The organism is Knoellia sp. S7-12 (assembly GCF_040518285.1).
In the GTDB taxonomy this organism is placed as follows: Bacteria; Actinomycetota; Actinomycetes; order Actinomycetales; family Dermatophilaceae; genus Knoellia.
Genome location: NZ_CP155449.1, coordinates 781,411 through 800,084, shown reverse-complemented (window position 1 = coordinate 800,084; position 18,674 = coordinate 781,411). Strand labels below are relative to the sequence as shown.

Here is an 18,674-nt window from a genome sequence, read left to right as displayed (position 1 = left end):
CTTGGCTGAGATCCCCAACCCACCGCTCCTCGCCGCGGCCGGCCTTCTGGACGGGCGACGAGCCGCCACGCACTGGGCGGACTGCGGACTGCGCGGCGACACCTACACCGACGTGACAGTTGATCCGGACGCCATCTATGTCCACGACGGCAACGTGTGGACTTCCGCTGGAGTCACCGCCGGCATCGACCTCACGCCCGCCCTCGTCCCGACAGCCAGGACCACGCCATGACGCACACCGGTACCGACCGCATGGCTGGGCGCACCGTGGTGGTCACGGGCAGCAGCGGCGGCATCGGCAGGGCCACGGCCCAGCGCCTGGCACAGATGGGCGCCACCGTCGCTGTGGTCGGGCGGGACCGGATCCGGACCGAGGACGCCGCAGGCCAGATCCGTGGCGCGACCCAGAGCCACGTGGACGCGTACACCGCGGATCTGTCCTCTCAGACCCAGGTCCGACGGCTGGCCACCGAGCTCCTCGACACCCTCCCCCGCATCGACGTCCTCATCAACAACGCCGGTGGCTACTGGAACACCCGGCACGTCACCGACGACGGCCTCGAGCGCACCTTCGCCATCAACCACCTCGCTCCCTTCCTGCTCACCTCCCTTCTCCTGGAACGGCTGAAGGACAGCTCCGACGGTCGGGTCGTCACGGTCTCCTCCAACGCGGAGTCCATGGGGAGCATCGACTTCGACGACCTGCAAGGCGAACGGAGCTACTCCGGTGCCCGCGCCTACAACCAGTCCAAGCTCGCCAACGTCCTGTTCACCCACGAGCTCGCTCGCAGGCTCCGAGGGACTTCCGTCACCGCGAACGCGTTGCACCCCGGGGTGGTTCGCACCGCGTTCGGCGCCGACGACCCCGGTCGCGCCCAACGCGTGTTCGTCCCCCTCGTCCGCCCGTTCATGCGGACACCCGAGCGGGGCGCAGCAACGTCGGTCCTGCTCGCCTCCAGCCCGGACCTGAACGGTGTCCGGGGGCAGTTCTTCCGCAACGGCAAGCAGAAACGCTCCTCGAAGCCCAGCTACGACCAGGACGTCGCCGCCCGACTCTGGCGAACCAGCGCGGAGCTCGTGGCCCCGCTCTGAGGTCCGGATGGCGCGGTCGTCTGGTCGAAAGTCGCTGCGGTGCTGGCCTGGTGTGGTGCCGTGCGGCGGCGGAAGGACCGGTTCATCGTCTCCGTGGTTCCGGTCGGCATGCGATGCCTGCAGCGGGTGTCAGTGCCGCCCGTTGCACTGTTGCTGCGACCCGGACGAGCCTCAGCGCACGCCTTTGACAGGAAGGATCGCCGCGGCCGCGAGCAACGCGCAAACCCCGGCGACGGCATACAGCATCGCGTAGCTGCCCCCACTCATGGCAAGGATGACCGGGGCGACGGCCGGCGCGACAGCGCTGGGGAGAGCACCTGCGATGTTCAGTACGCCGAGATCTTTCGCGGCGGTATCGGGGTCAGGAAGCACGTCCACGACGAGGGCAAGGTCGACGGCCATGTACATCCCGAAGCCCAGCCCGCCGACCGCCATGCCGACGAGGAAACCGTTGAAGCTGCTGGCCGCGGCGATGAAGAACATCGCCGCGCCGTAGATGGCGGAGGCGATGACGACGAAGGCCTTCCGCCGTCCCGTTCGGTCGGACAGCTTCCCGGCGAGCAGGGACGCGGCAACCATCACGGCGGACTGGACGAGGGTGCCGAGGAAGACCTGTTGCGGTACAGCGCCCTCGGCGCTCCCGAGGTGGTCCAGCAGGTAGTACGCCTGGTATGTGGTCAGGAAGGCGAAGGCCAGGACGAACATGAAACGGCTGGCGAAAGCCCATGCGAAGTCCGGGCTCCGGCGCGGGTCGACCCAGAAGGTGATGGCCAGCTCTCGCACCGACCACGGCGGCCTGTCCGCCCGGTCCAGTCGACGATCCGCCAACGTCACGGCGAAGAGCACGATGAAGATCCCGCCGACGAGGCAGGGCACGAGAAACATCGCGAGCATGTGGCCGGTGAACAGCTTGACGAGAAACGTGCCCGCCACCGAGGCGACCGGAAGGCACACCCCAAGAACTCCTGCCACCATCCCACGCTGCGTGGCCGGCACCTGGTCGGGCAGCACTGCGACCATTGTGGCCAGCAGCGCGTTGAACCCCAGCTGCGCCACGCACCATCCCAGCAGGACCAGCGGGATGGTCGGCGCCAGCGCGACGATGAGGACGCCCACAGAGCCAGCCGTGAGTCCGGCCACGATCCAGGGGCGGCGCATGCCGAGCTGCGAGGTGGTGCGGTCACTGAGCTTGCCGAAGAACGGGTTGGCGACCACTGCCACAGCGGCACCAATGCCGGCGACGAGCGCAAGGCTGTTTGGCGCACGTTCGAGCCCGACGAGCGAGTTCACCTTCAGGGCCAAGGTCACCAACAGCGGTGCGAGGAACACCAGGCAGGTACTCATGTAGGCCAGCGTGTAGAGCAGGAGGAAACGCCATCCAACGTCGGGCATCGTGGCGCGGTCCGGCTCCGCCGTGGCCATGCCAGCGGCGGTGCTGTCGGATTGGGTCGGGTCGATGCACCCAGTGTGCTCCGACCCCGCTACCCGGCCGGGCCGTTTCGCAGTAGTGTCCTCGCCGGCTCGAAGTGCGGCAGAACGGGTGGTACTGCCCACCGCAACGGAGCGATTTCCCGGGAACGGCAACGATTCGCGCCAGTTTGCGCTCGTGAGTGCACCCTTGCGGCATGAGCGATTTCGACGTAGTGGTGATCGGTGGCGGTGCCGCCGGACTGTCCGCAGCCCTGGTTCTGTCCAGAGCGCGCCGCAAGGTCCTCGTGGTCGACTCCGGCTCCCCTCGCAACGCGCCGGCGGCCCACATGCACGGGTTTCTCTCGCGTGACGGTATGCCGCCTGGCGAGTTGGTGGAGGCTGGCCGCAAGGAGGTGGCTGGGTATGGCGGGGGGCTCCGAGACGGCGTCGTGACCGGAGTCGTTCCGTGCGGCACGACCAGGTTCTGGGTCCTGCTCGGGGACGGCACCAGGGTCCTCGCACGACGCCTTCTCATCGCGACCGGGCTGCGCGACGAGCTCCCCGAGATCCCTGGCCTGGCCGATCGGTGGGCACGCGATGTCCTGCACTGCCCGTACTGCCACGGGTGGGAGGTCCGCGATCGTCGGCTCGGCGTTCTGTGGAACGGCCCGGAGACGGTCCGCTACACCCAGATCGTGCGGCAGTGGGCCGACGACGTCGTCCTGTTCGCGCCCGCCGACACCCTGACCACACCGAACCGTTCGCAGCTAGTAGCGCGGGCCGTCGGCATCGTCGAAGGGGAGGTCGCCGAGATCCGGGTCGAGGACGACCGCCTCACAGCTGTAAGGCTCACCGACGCTCAGTCCGTTGCGCGCGACGCGCTTTTCGTACCACCACGATTCGTCCCGAACAACGACCTGCTGGTCGGGGTGGGCGCCGACATGGACGAGCAGGGCTTCGTCGTCACCGGCGCCCACGGTGCCACCAGCGTCTCCGGCCTCTGGGTGGCGGGCAACATCACCAACCCTCGCGCACAGGTCATCACCGCCGCCGGCGAAGGCTCCGCAGCCGGCATCGCCATCAACGCGGACCTGGTCGACGAGGACGTCCAAGAGGCTGTCCGCGCCTTCCACCTCTGACGTCACCGACCACACGTCCCTTTCCCCATCAGTCCCAAGGAGCAAAACATGGCCAACCCCGCACCCCCGTCCACCCCGGCGCCCGACGCGCAGACGCAACCGCGGGTCGGGCCGCCCACAAAACACCAGCTCGCACTGATGATCTGGGTGGCGGTCTTTCCCACCCTGAGCATCCTCAACCTGGCGCTGGGCAGTTGGCTGGTCAGCGTGCCAACCGTCGTTCGCACTCTCGTCCTGGCCACCCTTGCAGTACCCATCGTGATCTATGGGCTGTTGCCCCAGCTGCACAAGGTGCGGGTGCGCCTCATCACTGGCTCGTCCGCGGGATAGATCCTCGGGGGTGACCGTGTGCCCTAGTCTCGTGCGCATCCCTCATCAAGGGCTCACGACGGGAGTGGTCATGGCAAGCCCTCTGGTCGAGACCAAGCTCTTCATCCCCGGTGTGCGTGGGGGCGCCGTCCCACGCGCCCGCCTGGATGCACACCTGCGCCGTGGCTCAGCGGCCAAGCTGACACTCATCTCCGCACCCGCTGGCTTCGGCAAAACCACCGCACTCGCATCGTGGCTGGCCGAACCGCAGTCCGGGAACCGGTTGGTGGCGTGGCTGTCCCTGGAGGAGCATGACGGTCAGCCGACGACCTTCTGGAGGTACGTGACCGCCACCTTGGCCAAGGTGGTTCCCGGACTCGTCGACGACGCGCTTTCCCAACTGGCCTCGCCGCAGCCACAGGTCCAGACGGTCCTGACCACTATCGTCAACGAGCTCTCCTGCGTGAGAAGCGAGATCCATCTGGTGCTTGATGACTACCACCAGGTCGACGGGCCCGACATCGCAGCGGGCATGACGTTTCTGCTCGAGCACCTTCCCCCGAACGTGCACCTGGTCATCAGCACGCGCGCCGATCCGACCCTGCCGCTTCCTCGCCTACGCGCCCGGGGTGAATTGGTCGAAATCCGTGCCGGCGACCTGCGCTTCACGCCAGAGGAGGTTGCTCAATACCTCGACAATGTCGCTGGGCTCAGTCTGGCGAACGCTGACATCGCGACCCTCGAGGTCCGCACCGAAGGATGGATTGCGGCGCTCCAACTGGCAGCGTTGTCCATGCAGGGACGAGATGACGTCAGCCGGTTCATCGCCGGATTCGCCGGGGACGACCGCTACATCGTCGACTACCTCGTAGAGGAAGTGTTGGCCCGACAACCCGACCACGTGCGCAGTTTTCTTATCGACACTTCGGTCCTGGACAGGTTGTGCGGTCCCCTGTGCGACGCCGTCACGGGACACCGGGGCGGTAAGGCGATGCTCGAGATCTTGGAGCGCTCCAACCTCTTCGTTGTCCCGCTCGACGAGCGGCGCCACTGGTACCGCTACCACCACCTGTTCGCCGATGTCCTACGCAGCCATCTGGGCGATGAGCAACCTGGCGCGGTGCCATCCCTGCATCGCCGGGCGAGCCAGTGGTACGAGGAGCAGGATGAGGCGCCGGCATCCGTCCGGCACGCCCTGGCCGCCGGGGACGTCAATCGTGCCGCGGTTCTGGTTGAGGCGGCCATCCCCACCCTTCAACGCACCCGCCAGGATGGAATCGTCCGTGGATGGGTCGACGTCATCCCCGACGCCGTGGTTCGAGCAAGGCCAGTGCTCGCCGTCCTTTTCGTCGGAGCGCTGATGTCCGCAGGGGAGTTCGACGGCGTCCGGCAACGCCTTGACGATGCCGAGCGGTGCCTCGACAGCCTCACCAGGCGGACGACACGTGAGCTCTCGGGTCCGTTGAGGCCGTTGGTCGTGACCGACCCTGAGCAGCTTGCCGGACTCCCGGGCACCATCGCGATGTACCGAGCCGCACTGGCCCTGCATCGAGGCGACGTCCCCAGCACCGTCAAGCATGCGCAGCAGGCCATGGCTCTGGCCGCTGACGGTGACGAGCTGGTCCGGGCGGGCGCCTCGGCTCTGTCCGGGCTGGCGTCCTGGAGTGACGGTGACCTCGAGGCAGCCCACCTCTCCTACTCGGACTGCGTGGAGAGGATGCAGCGGATCGGCCACATCGCGGACATCCTCGGGTGTTCGATCCCCCTGGCGGACATCCGTTTGACGCAAGGTCGCCTCGGCGACGGCCTGGCCACGTATGAGCGCGCCCTGGGGTTGGCTGCTGGCCAACCGGAGCCGCAGGGTGGGGTACTGCCAGGCACCGCAGACATGCACGTGGGCCTGAGCCAGGTTGCCTACGAACGAGGCGACTTGACGACAGCCCTCGGACATCTGTCGCGCAGTCAAGAGCTCGGTGACCGCGCCGGCCTACCGCAGAATCCATACCGGTGGCGTGTCGCCATGGCGCGCCTCAAGGACGCGCGGGGAGATCTTCCGGGCGCGCTGGAGCTGCTCGACGAAGCGCAAGCGGTCTACACGGGCGACTTCTTGCCGGATGTGCGCCCGGTCGCTGCGGTCCGAGCGCGCGTGCTCACCGCCCACGGGTACCTCGATGAACCGCTCACCTGGGCGAGGGAGCATGGTCTGACCGCGGACGACGACCTGACGTATCTGCGCGAGTACGAGCACGTCACTCTCGCGCGCATCTTGCTAGCCCGGCATACCAGCGACGGCGACAAGGCCTCCCTGCGTGAGGCCACCGATCTGCTGCAGAGGTTGCTGGACGCCGCAGAGTCGGGCGGCCGCACTGGCACTGCCATCGAGGTCCTCATCCTGCAGGCGCTTGCCCGACAGGCGGACGCTGACACCGCCGGCGGCCTGGTTGATCTTGGGCGTGCGCTGGGTCTGGCTGAACCCGAGGGTTACGTCCGCGTCTTCGTCGGCGAGGGCCCTGCCATGGCGGTGCTGCTGGAGGCCACACTCGCCCAGCACGGCGGATCTGCTTACGTCCAGCGGCTGCTCGACGCGTGCAGGCAAACGGCGCCGGCCAGTGGCCCCGCCGAGCGGCCTGCACACGTTGACCGTCACGTCCCACACCTCGTCGAGCAGTTGAGTGAGCGCGAGCTCGAGGTCCTCCGGCTGCTGTCCACGGATCTTGACGGACCCGCCATCGCGCGCCACCTCGTCGTGTCGCTGCACACGGTGCGCACGCACACCCATCACATCTACGCCAAGCTCGGCGCGAACAGCCGACGCGCAGCTGTCACCCGAGCACGGGAGCTGGGTCTCCTGCCTTCAACCTCGCGGCCCTGACACACCAGACCGCGACGGCGACCTGACCCGCTTCGCACGAATCACCACACTGCTCACTACATGTGCTGACGCGCGCTCACCACATCGGTTCCTACATTTCAGTCAACCGCACCACAAGCTCCGAACTACGGGAGCCCCAGCGGGACCGGGATGACAGGAGCCACCGATGCATGAGACCACAGCCGGCCAGCACGACGGGGCGCGGTACGAGATCCGTATCCAGGGGCACCTCGGCTCACGGTGGGCCACCTTGTTCGAGGGGATGGCCCTGTCCACTGACCCCGACGGCACCACCGTGCTCAAGGGTCCCGTCGTCGACCAGGCCGCCCTCCACGGACTCCTGTCCAAGCTGCGTGACATTGGCCTCCCACTGCTGTCGGTCACGCAGCTCGACACGGAGACGCAGTCACCATCTGCCAGCCCTCTCAACACCCCTCGCGCAACCTCACCGACAACCACAAACACACCCCAAGGAGACTGACATGGCCACCACGACCACTACGCCCACCACGACCACCACCGCGCCTGCGGCAGCGGGTGACTGGACCCGCAAGTACGCGTTCGCGACGGGGCTGTTCTACCTGATCACGTTCGCGTCATCCATCCCAGCCGCGTTCTACTTCTTCAGCCCGATACTGGACGACCCCAACTACATCGTCAGCTCCGGCGAGGACACCCGCGTGGTCATCGGCGCCCTGCTCGAGACGGTCAACGCCCTGGCCTGCATCGGTAGCGCAGTCGCCTTCTACCCCGTCGCCCGGCGCCTGCACGAGTCCCTCGCGCTGGGCTTCGTCACGACCCGCATCTTCGAGGCAGCCGTCATCATGACGGGGGTCATCAGCCTGCTCGCCGTCGTCACCCTCCGGCAGGCCGGTGAGACCGCAGGCACGGACCAGACGTCCTTGGTGACCACCGGCCACGCCCTCGTCGCCGTACGTGACTACACGTTCCAGTTCGGGCCCAACATGTCTGCAGCCCTCAACGCAACGATGATCGGCACCATTCTGTATCGCTCACGGCTCGTGCCGCGCATCCTCCCGACGATGGGACTCCTCGCCGTGGTGCCCCTGCTCGCCGTCACCGTCGCCGTCATCCTCGGGCTCACCGAACAGGGTTCGGTGTGGTTCGCCCCCGGCGGAGCCCTCATCTTCATCTGGGAGCTCTCACTCGGGTTCTACCTGGTGGCCAAGGGATTCAAGCCCTCACCGCGGACCGCTGCCGCACCCGCCAGCGCCAGCTGATCAACGCAAGGCAGCTCTCCGGCTTCACACCCCTGCACCCACTCAATCCCTCAGCCGACAGGAGCCACCCCATGATCACCGTCGAAGGACTCACCAAGAAGTACGGTCCCACCCTCGCCGTCGACGACGTCACATTCACCGCCTCACCCGGCCGAGTCACTGGGTTTCTTGGCCCCAACGGGGCCGGGAAGTCCACCAGCATGCGGATCATGGTCGGACTTACCCGGCCAACGTCCGGCACCGCCACGGTCCTGGGGCGCAGGTTCGCCGACCTGCCCAACCCGGGACTCGAGGTGGGAGTGCTGCTGGACGCGTCCGCGCAGCATGCCGGCCGCACGGGCCGCGAGATCCTGACGCTGAGCCAACAGATGATGGGCCTGCCTGGTGGCCGGGTCGACGAGATGCTCGACCTGGTCAGCCTGACCTCCACAGAGTCGACCCGCCGTGTCCGCGAGTACTCGCTGGGTATGCGGCAGCGCCTCGGTATCGCGACGGCCCTGATCGGCGACCCTCAGATCCTCATCCTCGACGAACCCGCCAACGGGCTCGATCCCGGCGGCATCCGCTGGATGCGTGACCTGCTGCGTGGGTATGCCGACCGCGGGGGAACCGTTCTGCTGTCCTCCCACCTGCTCCACGAGATCGAGGTCATCGCCGACGACATCGTCGTCATCGGACACGGCCGCATCGTGGCCAAAGGCACCAAGGCGGACCTCCTCGCAGGCACCGGCACCTTGGTCCAGACCCGCAACCGTGGGCCGCTGGTCGCCGGGCTCGACGCCGCCGGCGTCACGTTCACCGACCACGGCACCCCGTATGCCGGTGCCGTCACCCTGCGCGTCGACGCCGACCCGGAGCTGGTCGGTCGGCTCGCGCACGAAGCCGACGTCGCCCTCCTCGGGCTCCGGCCAGCGGAAGGTGCCGGGCTGGAGGAGATGTTCCTCGAGCTCACCGCAGACACCCAACGAGAAAGCGCAGCCTGATGACCACCATCGCCCCACCGCAACAGACGATCCCGACGACACCACCGAGGGTCCGCCAGGAATCCCCCGTGCACATCCCGCTGTCCCGGATTGCCCGAGTCGAGCTGCGCAAGTCCCTGGACACGAGAGCGGGATTCTGGCTGCTGGCCAGCATCGGCATAACTTCTCTGCTGGCCACCGGCGCCGTCATCGCGTTCGCCCCCACCAACCAGTTCACCTACAGCACGTTCACCTTGGCCATCGGCTTCCCCATGTCGGTCATCCTGCCGATGATCGCCATCCTCTCGGTCACGGCCGAGTGGAGCCAGCGCAGCGGCCTGACGACGTTCACCCTCGTCCCCCACCGCACGCGAATCCTGCTCGGCAAGGCCATCGCCGCCGTGACCATCGCCGTCGTCTCCATGCTCGTCGCCTTTCCCGTCGGCGCCGTCGGCAACGTGATCGGATCAGCCATCCACGGCGTGCCCACCGTGTGGGACCACGGTGTGGTCGATGTGCTGTGCATGGTCGCCGGAAACACCCTGCTGCTCATGGTCGGCTTCATGCTCGGCGTCCTCATCCGGAGCTCCACTGCGGCGCTTGTCGCCTATCTCATCTACGCCTTCGTCGCCCCCACACTCCTGACCTTTTTGGCCCTCAACCAGAAGTGGTTCGCCGACCTGCAGCCGTGGGTCGACCCCAACTTCAGTCAGGACGCCCTGTTCCAAGGCGGCTTCCACGGCGAGCAGTGGGCCCAGCTCGCCCTCACGACCCTGGTCTGGCTCGTGGTGCCCCTGGCTTTCGGCGTGCGGTCGCTCGTCCGATCCGAGGTGAAGTAGGGCGATGACCTTCGGCGCGGAGTCCCGGTTGTGGCAATGTGCATTGCCATGACCGGGAACCGATGGTGAACTGCCCCTATGGACAGCACGTCGGCAATCAATACTGCACTGGCCGACGTCGGCCCCCGACTCCGGCGGGTCCGAGCTCAGCGGGACATCACCTTGACGGAATTGGCGACCGCAACCGGCATCTCCAAGAGCACTCTGTCACGGCTCGAGACGGGGCAGCGCAAGCCCAGCCTCGAGCTGCTCCTGCCCATTGCCGCCGCGCACAGGATCCCGTTGGACGAACTGGTCGGCGCCCCCCAGGTCGGCGACCCCCGGGTTCGCTTCACGCCTCGCAAGCGCAACGGCCGCACCGTGGTTCCGCTGACCCGCCAACCCGGCGGCATACAGGCATGGAAGGCGGTCATCCCCCCGGAGGCTGGCGAACGGGAGCTGCGCACCCACGAAGGCTACGAGTGGCTGTACGTCCTCGCCGGGCAGGTGCGCCTCATCCTGGGCGATCACGACATCACGATGGGACCGGGCGAAGTTGCTGAATTCGACACCCATCTGCCTCACTGGTTCGGCGCGGCCGGCGACCAACCCGTTGAGGTCCTGAGCTTGCTCGGTAGGCAGGGTGAGCGCATTCACGTCCGCGCAGCGCCTCGCAAGCGCTGAAACGCGGCCCGTTGGCCCGTGGAGCTTTCAATGCTGAGGCCGAGGACTGCCGAACAGGCGGCCGAGGCCGTCATAGTGACCAGCACGACGAGGATGGCCGCCACCGCAAAACCGGTCATCGCCGCCTGCCTTGTTCGCAGAATGCCGAGCATGCATTGAGACGAGCGTGAGCGGGGACACGAGGACCACCGGGGGTGTGACTTCGATAATCCACATTCCAACCCGAAGGTGGCCGAACACATCTAGAAGCTGATGGCGACCCTCTCACCGCGACGTGGGACTGTCGGTCGGCTTCTACATACCCCGCAACTGGTTCATGTACGCGCCAGTCACGTCGGCGGTGACCTGATCCGCGGCGGGTCCGCGTCCGCGCTGGAGGCGCCACTCGACTTCCTCATTGAGTGGTGGCCCCCAGTCAGCGTGCGGTCTACCCCCTTCAACCCGCCTGCTTCATTGGTACACACTCGAGGCTGGAGGTGCGTCGACAGGTGGATCAGGTCCGAGTGTTGCTGGTCGATGACCAGAAGGCTTTCATGCGCGCCCTCGCGGCTGTCGTGGGCGCGACACCGAACTTCGAAGTGGTGGATCAGGCCCTCACCGGGGAAGAATCACTGGCTCTTGGCGAACGTGGTGAACCCGGACCTGGTGATCATGGACGTGAACCTGCCCGGGATAGACGGGCTGGAGGCGACGCGGCGGTTGCGCGCGCGTAGCTCGCCGCCAGCGGTCGTGCTGGTGTCCACGCACGACGAGGACGCGGGCGAGCAGTTCGTGGCGGAGTCCGGCGCACAAGAGTACGTGACCAAGTCGGCGTTCGGCCCGCGACGGCTGGCGGAGGCCTGGTCCCGGTCACGGAGCTGAGAGCGCGCCTGGTAACGCCGGTGGTGCGATGCCGGTCACCACGGTATCCGGCAGCAGGGCGACAGGGATGCGGACCTCGATGGTGGTGTCGTCACTGCCTGATCGGACAGTGATGGATCCGCCCACCGCGTCCACCCGGTCTCGCATGTGGGGCACGGAGAGGGCCCGTGCCGGGTTGTTGCCGGTGAGCACCACGTCCAGGTCGCCATCGATCAGGCGGATTCGGGCGACGGGATGCCGGAGCTCGCGTGCTCCCTCGGCGATGCAGTAGTACGCCGCAGCCTCGATGCTCAGGTCGAAACGGTGGCTGGCGACGTCGTCCACGAGGATGAGGGTTCCGGGAGTGCTGGAGCGCGCGAGCAGGGAGCTCACGGCTGAGGGGAGCCCGGAGCGGGTGAGCTGGGCGGGGAAGATCCCGCGCGTGATCTCCCTGAGCCCCTCGAGCGCAGCGGTCAGTGACTGCACCAACGGCGAGAGCCTGAGAGCCAGTCCAGGCTCATCCTGGCGTGGGTCGTCGGCCAGTTGACGCAGCCGGTGCGGCAGCGGACTGAGGTGGATGAGCACCTGTGCAGAGATCGCGCGCTCGAGTCGGCTGCGTACCGCGTCGGCCGCAGTGATCAGTCGTTGCCGGGACTCGGCGAGGTGCACGGTGTGTTGCCGCACTTCTTCCACCTGCGCCGACAGTTGGGTGGCCAAGTGGGCGTTGTGGAACGCCAAGCCCGCTTGGTCCGCCAGGTCGGCGAGCAGCCGATGCTCCCGCGCCCGCAGGGGGTGTCCGGCCGGCATCACCACGGTAAGGCTGCCGAGGTGCTGGCCCCGGTGGAGGATCGGAACCTCAGTGGTGAGGCCATGGCCGTCCGCGCGTGTGGGTGCCCACCGCGCAACGCGATCGGGTCCGTGATCTACCTGGAGCTGCACGGTCGTGTGGTGCGCGTTGACAGCGACCCCCGCAGCCTGCGACAGCGCCGGGAGCAGGGCGTCGGGGTCGGGACGTTCGCCCAACCGGCGACTGAAGTCGGCCAAGGCTTCGTAGGGTGCCGCAGCGTCCCCGAAGGCCAGTCGGTCGGCAATCCTGACGATCCTGCTTCGCAGCGGCTGGAGGGCCACCGCGACCACCGCGGTCACCACCACCGACGGCCAGAAGCCCGCCACACCCCCGATCACCGTGAGACTCGCGGCGACCACGATGCTGACGTATCCGGCAGCGACAACCGCGGTCGCCAGGGTCAGCACAAGAGCTCGGTTGACGACGAGGTCGATCTGTACCAGACGGTGTCACAGCACCGCGACCGCGATGCAGACCGGGACCGCCACCTGAGCCAGCCTCAGCGGAAGCGCGGCCAGCCAAGTGCCCTCCTGACCCTGAAGACGTGGGACGGCGAGGATCACGATGTGTCTGGCATCTCCGGCACCAGTGGACTACGCCACAGCATGGGTGGCGTCCCTTGGGTTCCTCGGCATCGTCATCACCCAAGTTGGAGCCGAAGTGCGAACTCGCAAGGCACAAGATGCACAACGGGAAGAACGCTTGGATGAAGTCAGGACCCGCCGAGAAGATGAAAGGGAAGCGCGCGAGCGTGAGCGCGCCACGGCTCTGATCCAAGCACGTGAAGACGTGCTGATCTTGGCGGAACGGCTGGCCACCACGATCGATTCGTTGGAGGAAGCCACTGAGACTGTTCGCAGTCAGATCACTCCTGAGCTCTTGTCGCTTTCGGCCCAGCTTCGCGAGGTGGCGAGCCGCGCACTGACAGCAGAAGACGATGAAGATCGTCGCCAGCAGCTTCGTGAGCTGCTGGCGACGGCGGGAGAGAACGCGATCAGTGCAGTGTCTGGCAGCTCTGCTGACGGGGACATCGTCAGGATCGCGCGTGATCGGTTAGCCGAGTCATGGGCCAAAGACCGTCAGGCGTGACGCCTACTCTCGTCCAGTGCCTGCACCGCCTCAACCACGCCCTGCCTCCATGCTCGAGTACGCCCTGATCGACTACGACCCCGTCACCGACGGCGACGAGGCCGACTGGGCGCGCACTCTCGACGCGCACGGGTGGCGCACCTGGCACGACACCGGCGTGTGGGTCACCGTCAACGGGCGACGGGTCCGGCGCTGGAGCGTGCGCCGACGTAGCGCGCGTGGACGTGCGACCTAGGCTCGCCCCGTGCTGGAGTACACCCCGCCGACTCGGGCCTGGCTCCGTTTAGGACCCGGTCGATAGGGCAAGCGGCAGCGACTGGGACGACGAGAAGGACAATTCACGTCAAGCAATGTCCCCATCCGGAAGACGCCCGGGACCTACCCCCCTAGGGTTCGCAGGAGGGAACTCAACCAGGGGGTACGGGATGAAGATCTGCACAAGCTTCAAGCTGGCGGTCGCAACGGTCGTGCTCGTCGTGAGCGTGGGCGCATGTGGGGGGCCAGAGGACGCGGTGTCGCCGCCTTCCCAGAAGGCGCCAGTCGCACAGCTTCCCACCAAAACTGCGACCCCCACAGACAACTCCGCCGCTGAAGCGGCCGCGAAGGCGCAGGCAGATGCCGCGGCTGCAACCGCTGCCGCGCAGGCAAAGGCCGTCGCGGAAGCGAAGGCGAAGGCTGCTGCTGCTGCTGCGAGGGTGAAGGCCGACGCGGAGGCGAAGGCCAAGGCAGCAGCTGCGGCCGCGGCGAAGGCCAAGGCCAAGGCGGCCGCTCAGGCCAAGGCAGCGGCAGCTGCAGCTGCGGCTGCAGCCGCAGCCGCAGCTGAAGAGGCTGAGTCTCAGGAAGTTCACTACGAGAACTGCACTGCGGTTCGAGAGGCGGGAGCTGACCCGATCCGCCGTGGTGACCCCGGCTACTCCACCGACTTGGACCGCGACCAGGATGGCATCGCCTGCGAGTAGATAAGGCACGAACCGGGGGAAGTCACAACATGAGCGCACTAGCTGGGTGGTATCCCACCCCCGACGGCACACTCAGATACTGGGACGGAGCCCAGTGGACCCCCCACTTCGCGCCAGCCCCAACCGCCTCGCCCGCTGACGCGCCCCACCCGCTGCATGCGCTCCCAAGGCCGCCATCGAGTCGCCCCGTGCTTCCACAACGCCACCCTGCGTGGTGGTTCGGCTACGGCGGTCTGATCTTCGTAGCGCTCCTAGGTGCGGCCGGTTCAGGCGTGAGCGGCTTATTCAGCCTCTCCGGGTTCTACCTGTTGGTGGTAGCCCTCGTTGCCTTGGTTCGTGGCCGCGTCGAGTGGGCGCGACTGCGCAGCCGGGCTGCCAGTGGAGTTGCCTTGGGCGTCGCCTTGGCGCTCACCGTCGTCGGGGGTGCTACCGCCAACTCGCCAGAGGACCAGCCGGTGGCGGCCCCACCGGCCTCGACGGCTCCCGTCCCCGCTTCGCACGCACCTTCGACAGCTTCCCCGAGCCCCTCCCCGTCTGCCATTCTCACCGCCCAAAGTGCCTCACCCACTGCGACACCGACGCGGACGCCCGCAGCCAGCAAGCCCCCAGCCCCTCGGGCAACGGCAGCCAAGGGCACCGCCTTGGCTGCCGTTGCCATGCTCGCTGTCAAGGGTCGCGCACCCAAGACTGGGTACTCCCGAGAGCAGTTCGGGCAAACATGGTTCGACACGGACCGCAACGGCTGCGACACCCGCAACGACATGCTGCGCCGCGACTTAGTGGACAGGGACATGAAGAACTGGTGCAAGGTCCTGGCCGGCACTCGCAGTCCGGACCCCTTCACCGGGGCCGACGTGCGCTTCGTCGTCGGCGGTGGCAGTGAGATCGACGTAGACCACGTTGTCGCGCTCAGCGATGCCTGGCAGAAGGGAGCCGCGAAGTGGAGCGCCGGCAAGCGTCTCGCATTCGCCAACGACCCATTGAACCTGCTCGCAGTTGACGCGGGAACCAACCGCTCGAAAGGCGACGGGGATGTCGCTACCTGGCTCCCGCCCAATAAGCCATACCGGTGCACCTACGTGGCGAGAGTCGTCGCGGTCAAGGTGAAGTACGAAGTCTGGGTCACCGCTGCTGAACGGGAAGCCATGGTCAGGGTGCTGTCGAACTGTGCGACCACGGCCCTCCCCGGTCCCGGGCCCGCCCCAACTACGGCCGCCTTGCCCAAGTCCGTGCCGAAGGCGACAACCGAGTCAGCCGCCCCACCGGCTCTCGAGCCCAAGGCGCCGTCAAACGTGTACTACAAAAACTGCGACGCTGTACGAGCTGCCGGAGCGGACCCCATACGGATTGGGCAGCCCGGCTACGCGCCACATCTCGACGGCGATAGTGATGGGATGGGGTGCGAGGGCTGATCCGCCAGGGCGGACTGGCCTTCCGATGCCACCCCGCCAACGCGGGGACTGGGTGACCGCGGCCCTGCCTCGAGCATGCGGTATGCCGTCGAGCTCGCGGGGCGGCACTCATGGATCTCTGGACAACGACGCATGGTCGGCTGGGCTGTGGACGACGGCCCGACACATGTTCCCCGGGGAACACTTAGGAGCGGAAACCAGCCCTGAGACCACCTAAACTGAAGTCAATCGTGCGTAGCCCACGCACGACGGCGGCACGTGTTCAACCTTCAAGTCCCTGATGGCGCACGAACACTGCAGGCCAGGGCCATTTTGGCCTTGGCCTGTTGTCGTGTGGCCCCCGGTTTATGGCCCGGTTTTGCCCGACGGACCGTCCTCCGACCACCGCGAACCCAGTTATCGTCGCGACCCGGCGGTGCGTCTGAGTGCTCGACGTTGCCCGTCCCCTGCTGGCTCGACGGACTGACTCTTATAGCGCAAGTTCGGGCTTCGACCCGCGGATCGGTTACCCCCGAGATCTCCCGACTTGGACGCCGGGTGCGAAGCCCTCGGCCCACGGACAAGGCGTGGTCCCGCGCCTGACAACTCTCGTCAAGCCCAGCGCCGACTTCATCACCGCCAGCCGGGGACTCTTTTCTCGCCCTCGAAGAAGCTCGGGCTCGTTCACACGGGTTCACGGAGTCGGAGCGAGCCACGGGCAACCTCGGGCAGGCCATGGCCATCCTCGGCCGTCGATGGACGGCCGCCGGTCCGACGGCGAATTGTTGCGACCGTTCTTGTCCCGAAGCCTCGGCCTGAACTGAGCCCGGTCAGGTCACGCGACCGGCCGCATCGTGTTGGTCGTCCAGCCGCTGCATCCGCAGGGGGCCCCTCAAGAACGTCAGGACCAGCGCCACGACCAAAAGGGCCACCCCGGCACCGAGGACGGTGACCCGCGGGCCGAACAGGTCGGATAGGAGTCCCTGCAACAGACCCCCGATCGGGAAGCACCCCGTGTAGGCCATGATTCGGACTGCGAGAACGCGACCGCGTAGTTCGTCGGCCACGATGACCTGAACCGCGGTGTTCGTGGCCGAAATACTAATGAGAAGCGCCCACCCGATGACGATGAGTGCCACTGCTCCACCGACCGGTCCGGGCGACAGTGCAAACGCGGAAAGGCCAACCGCCTGACCGATTAGTCCGACCTGCGTCAGACGAGATCGACTCAGCACGTGGCTCCATCCGGCGAGTACCGGGGCCGCCAACAGCGCCCCGACACCAAGTGCCGCGTTGAGCAGGCCCAAGGTCCCCGGCCCCACGTCGTAGACGCTTCCGGCAAAGACTACCGTGAACTGGAAGATCGGGTTCACCAGCAGGCCGACAGCGATGGCGACGAGCAGCCCCATCTGAATCCCCGGCTCCCCACGGATGTAGCGCAGGGCCGCTCGAAACTGCCGGAAAACTGGCGCGGGATCCCTTTGCCTGGCCTCGCTGCGCACCCGAAGAAGCACCAGTGCCAGGAGCACCGCGAGAAACGACAGCGCGTTGAGAAGCAGGGCCCAGCTTGGCCCGATCGTCGCCAAGATCAGGCCTGCGATGGCGGGCCCCAGGGAACGAGCCGCGTTGAACTGCAGGGAGTTCAGGGCGACCGCGGAGTCGAGGTCGGAACGCGGAACGAGGTCGTTCACGAACGACTGCCAGCTCGGCATATTGACGCCCTGGAAGATGCCGCCAAGTCCGACGAGGGCCATCACCACCAACGGTTCACGCAGCCCTGCCACCCACAAGGCCCACAGCAGCAGGGCGCTCAGCGCCATCCCGAACTGGGTCACGAGTAGCACCTTGCGCCTGTCGTGCCGGTCGGCAAGCACACCGCCCCACGGGCCTAGAACGATGTTCGGCACGAACTGGAACACGCTGACGAGACCCACCCACAGGGCGCTCCCAGTCATGCCGTAGATGACGAAGGGCACCGTGAGATTCGACAGCCAGCCACCGGTATTGGACGTAATGGCACCCACCCAGAACACGGCGTAGTCACGGTGCCTGAACGCGCGCATTGCGTGACGCAGACCGTGCGGAGGTATCCCCGCCGGCTCGACCCCGCCGACCGCCGCAGGGGGGTTCGTCGGCGCAGAGCCCAGGCCCACGCCGTCACCGGTCCGGGGTCCACCCGGGTCCTGCGGTTCTGGCGATGCGTGACCTCGTTGCTTCACCGCCCCTGCCACTTCGGCTCACGCCGCTCCAGGAACGCGTGAGCACCCTCCTTCTGGTCCTCGGAGAGGTAGACGTCGGGACCAGTGTCGAGCCTGATCGCCGCCAATGGGGACATCCCGGCCGTCTTGCGGTAAGTCAACTTGAGCCGCTGCAACGAGAGCGGGGCCGACGAGACGATCTCGTCGAGCAGCGCCGTGGCTGTGGCATTCAGTTGGTCCGCGGGCACGACCCGGTTGAGCACACCCCACCGTTCGAGCTCGCCGGCGCTGATCTGCCGCCCCGTGTACAACCACTCCATGGCGATGGCCGGCGGCACGGTAACGGGCAGCAGCACCGAGGCGAAGTGGGCCCCGCGTCCCCGTTTCGCCTCCGGGACACCGAAAACGGCGTCCGCAGTTGCGACCCGGAGGTCGCAGGAGAGGGCGAGCTCGAACCCACCTGCCATTGCCGGGCCGTTGACGATGGCAAGCGTGGGCTTGCGCGAGTCGATCATCACCTCCATGAGGCTGCGGCGGTTGCTGTGGAGCGGCCCATAGAAGGGTCGTCCCGACGCAGCGAGGTCACGCGCGTCCTTAAGGTCCGCCCCGGAGCAGAACGCGGACCCGGCCCCGGTGATCGCGATGGCGAACACCTCGGGATCGTGGTCCGCCACGATGATCTCATCGACGAGGCGGTCGTTGAGGTCGCGGTTGAGCGCGTTGCGCACGGCGGGCCGGTTAAGGGTGAGTAGCCGTACACGGCCCCGGTCCTCCACCTTCAGGATGTCGTCGGTCATGGCTGGTCCCTATCGTCTCGCGCGGT

Annotated in this window: 19 protein-coding genes and 1 pseudogene; 16 read left to right on the top strand and 4 right to left on the bottom strand. The window is 67.2% G+C overall.

The genetic code is table 11. The features are described 5' to 3' along the window. Position 1: 1 nt before the first annotated feature. Complete coding sequence (locus V6K52_RS03835) at positions 2 to 232, top strand: DJ-1/PfpI family protein (RefSeq protein ID WP_353952581.1); 231 nt, start codon at positions 2 to 4, stop codon at positions 230 to 232. Continuing rightward, on the top strand, positions 229 to 1,092 hold the full coding sequence (locus V6K52_RS03830; protein ID WP_353952580.1) for an SDR family oxidoreductase: 864 nt from the start codon (positions 229 to 231) through the stop codon (positions 1,090 to 1,092). The genes V6K52_RS03835 and V6K52_RS03830 overlap by 4 nt, the downstream gene beginning before the upstream one ends. 171 nt (positions 1,093 to 1,263) lie before the next feature. Here the strand turns inward: V6K52_RS03830 and V6K52_RS03825 are convergent, their stop codons facing one another. After that, positions 1,264 to 2,514, bottom strand: coding sequence for an MFS transporter (locus V6K52_RS03825; RefSeq protein ID WP_353952579.1), 1,251 nt, complete (start codon positions 2,512 to 2,514; stop codon positions 1,264 to 1,266). A 203-nt stretch (positions 2,515 to 2,717) separates the two neighbouring features. On the opposite strand from V6K52_RS03825, the gene V6K52_RS03820 reads away from it, so the two are divergent. From V6K52_RS03820 to V6K52_RS03780, 9 genes are all read left to right on the top strand, one after another. Next, on the top strand, positions 2,718 to 3,641 hold the full coding sequence (locus V6K52_RS03820; RefSeq protein WP_353952578.1) for an NAD(P)/FAD-dependent oxidoreductase: 924 nt from the start codon (positions 2,718 to 2,720) through the stop codon (positions 3,639 to 3,641). Positions 3,642 to 3,689: 48 nt separating this feature from the next. Further along, the gene (locus V6K52_RS03815) at positions 3,690 to 3,971 is read left to right on the top strand and encodes a hypothetical protein (RefSeq protein WP_353952577.1); all 282 of its coding nucleotides are present in this window, start codon (positions 3,690 to 3,692) and stop codon (positions 3,969 to 3,971) included. A gap of 70 nt (positions 3,972 to 4,041) precedes the next feature. Continuing rightward, a complete protein-coding gene (locus V6K52_RS03810; RefSeq protein ID WP_353952576.1) occupies positions 4,042 to 6,822 on the top strand; it encodes a LuxR C-terminal-related transcriptional regulator in 2,781 nt (926 codons plus the stop codon). 166 nt (positions 6,823 to 6,988) lie between these two features. Further along, positions 6,989 to 7,303 carry a hypothetical protein gene (locus V6K52_RS03805; RefSeq protein ID WP_353952575.1) on the top strand — a complete coding sequence of 105 codons (315 nt, stop codon included), beginning with the start codon at positions 6,989 to 6,991 and terminating at the stop codon, positions 7,301 to 7,303. A 1-nt stretch (position 7,304) separates the two neighbouring features. Beyond that, complete coding sequence (locus tag V6K52_RS03800; protein ID WP_353952574.1) at positions 7,305 to 8,063, top strand: DUF4386 domain-containing protein; 759 nt, start codon at positions 7,305 to 7,307, stop codon at positions 8,061 to 8,063. A gap of 71 nt (positions 8,064 to 8,134) precedes the next feature. Beyond that, on the top strand, positions 8,135 to 9,046 hold the full coding sequence (locus tag V6K52_RS03795; protein ID WP_353952573.1) for an ATP-binding cassette domain-containing protein: 912 nt from the start codon (positions 8,135 to 8,137) through the stop codon (positions 9,044 to 9,046). After that, a complete protein-coding gene (locus tag V6K52_RS03790) occupies positions 9,046 to 9,864 on the top strand; it encodes an ABC transporter permease (protein ID WP_353952572.1) in 819 nt (272 codons plus the stop codon). The genes V6K52_RS03795 and V6K52_RS03790 overlap by 1 nt, the downstream gene beginning before the upstream one ends. A 78-nt stretch (positions 9,865 to 9,942) precedes the next feature. Next, a complete protein-coding gene (locus V6K52_RS03785) occupies positions 9,943 to 10,527 on the top strand; it encodes an XRE family transcriptional regulator (protein ID WP_353952571.1) in 585 nt (194 codons plus the stop codon). Between the two features lie 627 nt (positions 10,528 to 11,154). Then, complete coding sequence (locus tag V6K52_RS03780; RefSeq protein ID WP_353953709.1) at positions 11,155 to 11,388, top strand: response regulator transcription factor; 234 nt, start codon at positions 11,155 to 11,157, stop codon at positions 11,386 to 11,388. Here V6K52_RS03780 and V6K52_RS03775 read toward each other — a convergent pair. Next, positions 11,377 to 12,621 carry a hypothetical protein gene (locus V6K52_RS03775; protein WP_353952570.1) on the bottom strand — a complete coding sequence of 415 codons (1,245 nt, stop codon included), beginning with the start codon at positions 12,619 to 12,621 and terminating at the stop codon, positions 11,377 to 11,379. The two genes, V6K52_RS03780 and V6K52_RS03775, sit on opposite strands and share 12 nt — an antisense overlap. 181 nt (positions 12,622 to 12,802) lie before the next feature. Between V6K52_RS03775 and V6K52_RS03770 the strand changes: the two genes are divergently transcribed. The 5 genes and pseudogenes from V6K52_RS03770 (at position 12,803) to V6K52_RS03750 (ending at position 15,674) form a co-directional block, all read left to right on the top strand. Next, the gene (locus V6K52_RS03770) at positions 12,803 to 13,303 is read left to right on the top strand and encodes a hypothetical protein (protein ID WP_353952569.1); all 501 of its coding nucleotides are present in this window, start codon (positions 12,803 to 12,805) and stop codon (positions 13,301 to 13,303) included. Positions 13,304 to 13,352: 49 nt separating this feature from the next. Beyond that, positions 13,353 to 13,538, top strand: a complete 186-nt coding sequence (locus V6K52_RS03765) for a hypothetical protein (RefSeq protein ID WP_353952568.1) — start codon at positions 13,353 to 13,355, stop codon at positions 13,536 to 13,538. A 190-nt stretch (positions 13,539 to 13,728) separates the two neighbouring features. After that, positions 13,729 to 14,262 (top strand): excalibur calcium-binding domain-containing protein, encoded by a 534-nt coding sequence (locus V6K52_RS03760; protein ID WP_353952567.1) that lies wholly within the window; start codon positions 13,729 to 13,731, stop codon positions 14,260 to 14,262. A 29-nt stretch (positions 14,263 to 14,291) separates the two neighbouring features. Further along, positions 14,292 to 14,384, top strand: a pseudogene (locus V6K52_RS03755) (DUF2510 domain-containing protein); the annotation flags it as partial. A gap of 519 nt (positions 14,385 to 14,903) precedes the next feature. Beyond that, positions 14,904 to 15,674 (top strand): DUF1524 domain-containing protein, encoded by a 771-nt coding sequence (locus V6K52_RS03750; RefSeq protein WP_353953708.1) that lies wholly within the window; start codon positions 14,904 to 14,906, stop codon positions 15,672 to 15,674. A gap of 809 nt (positions 15,675 to 16,483) precedes the next feature. Here the strand turns inward: V6K52_RS03750 and V6K52_RS03745 are convergent. Both V6K52_RS03745 and V6K52_RS03740 read right to left on the bottom strand, forming a co-directional pair. Continuing rightward, the gene (locus V6K52_RS03745; protein ID WP_353952566.1) at positions 16,484 to 17,716 is read right to left on the bottom strand and encodes an MFS transporter; all 1,233 of its coding nucleotides are present in this window, start codon (positions 17,714 to 17,716) and stop codon (positions 16,484 to 16,486) included. Positions 17,717 to 17,868: 152 nt separating this feature from the next. Continuing rightward, positions 17,869 to 18,648: an enoyl-CoA hydratase/isomerase family protein gene (locus V6K52_RS03740; protein WP_353952565.1), complete on the bottom strand. Its 780-nt coding sequence runs from the start codon at positions 18,646 to 18,648 to the stop codon at positions 17,869 to 17,871. Between the last annotated feature and the right edge of the window lie 26 nt (positions 18,649 to 18,674).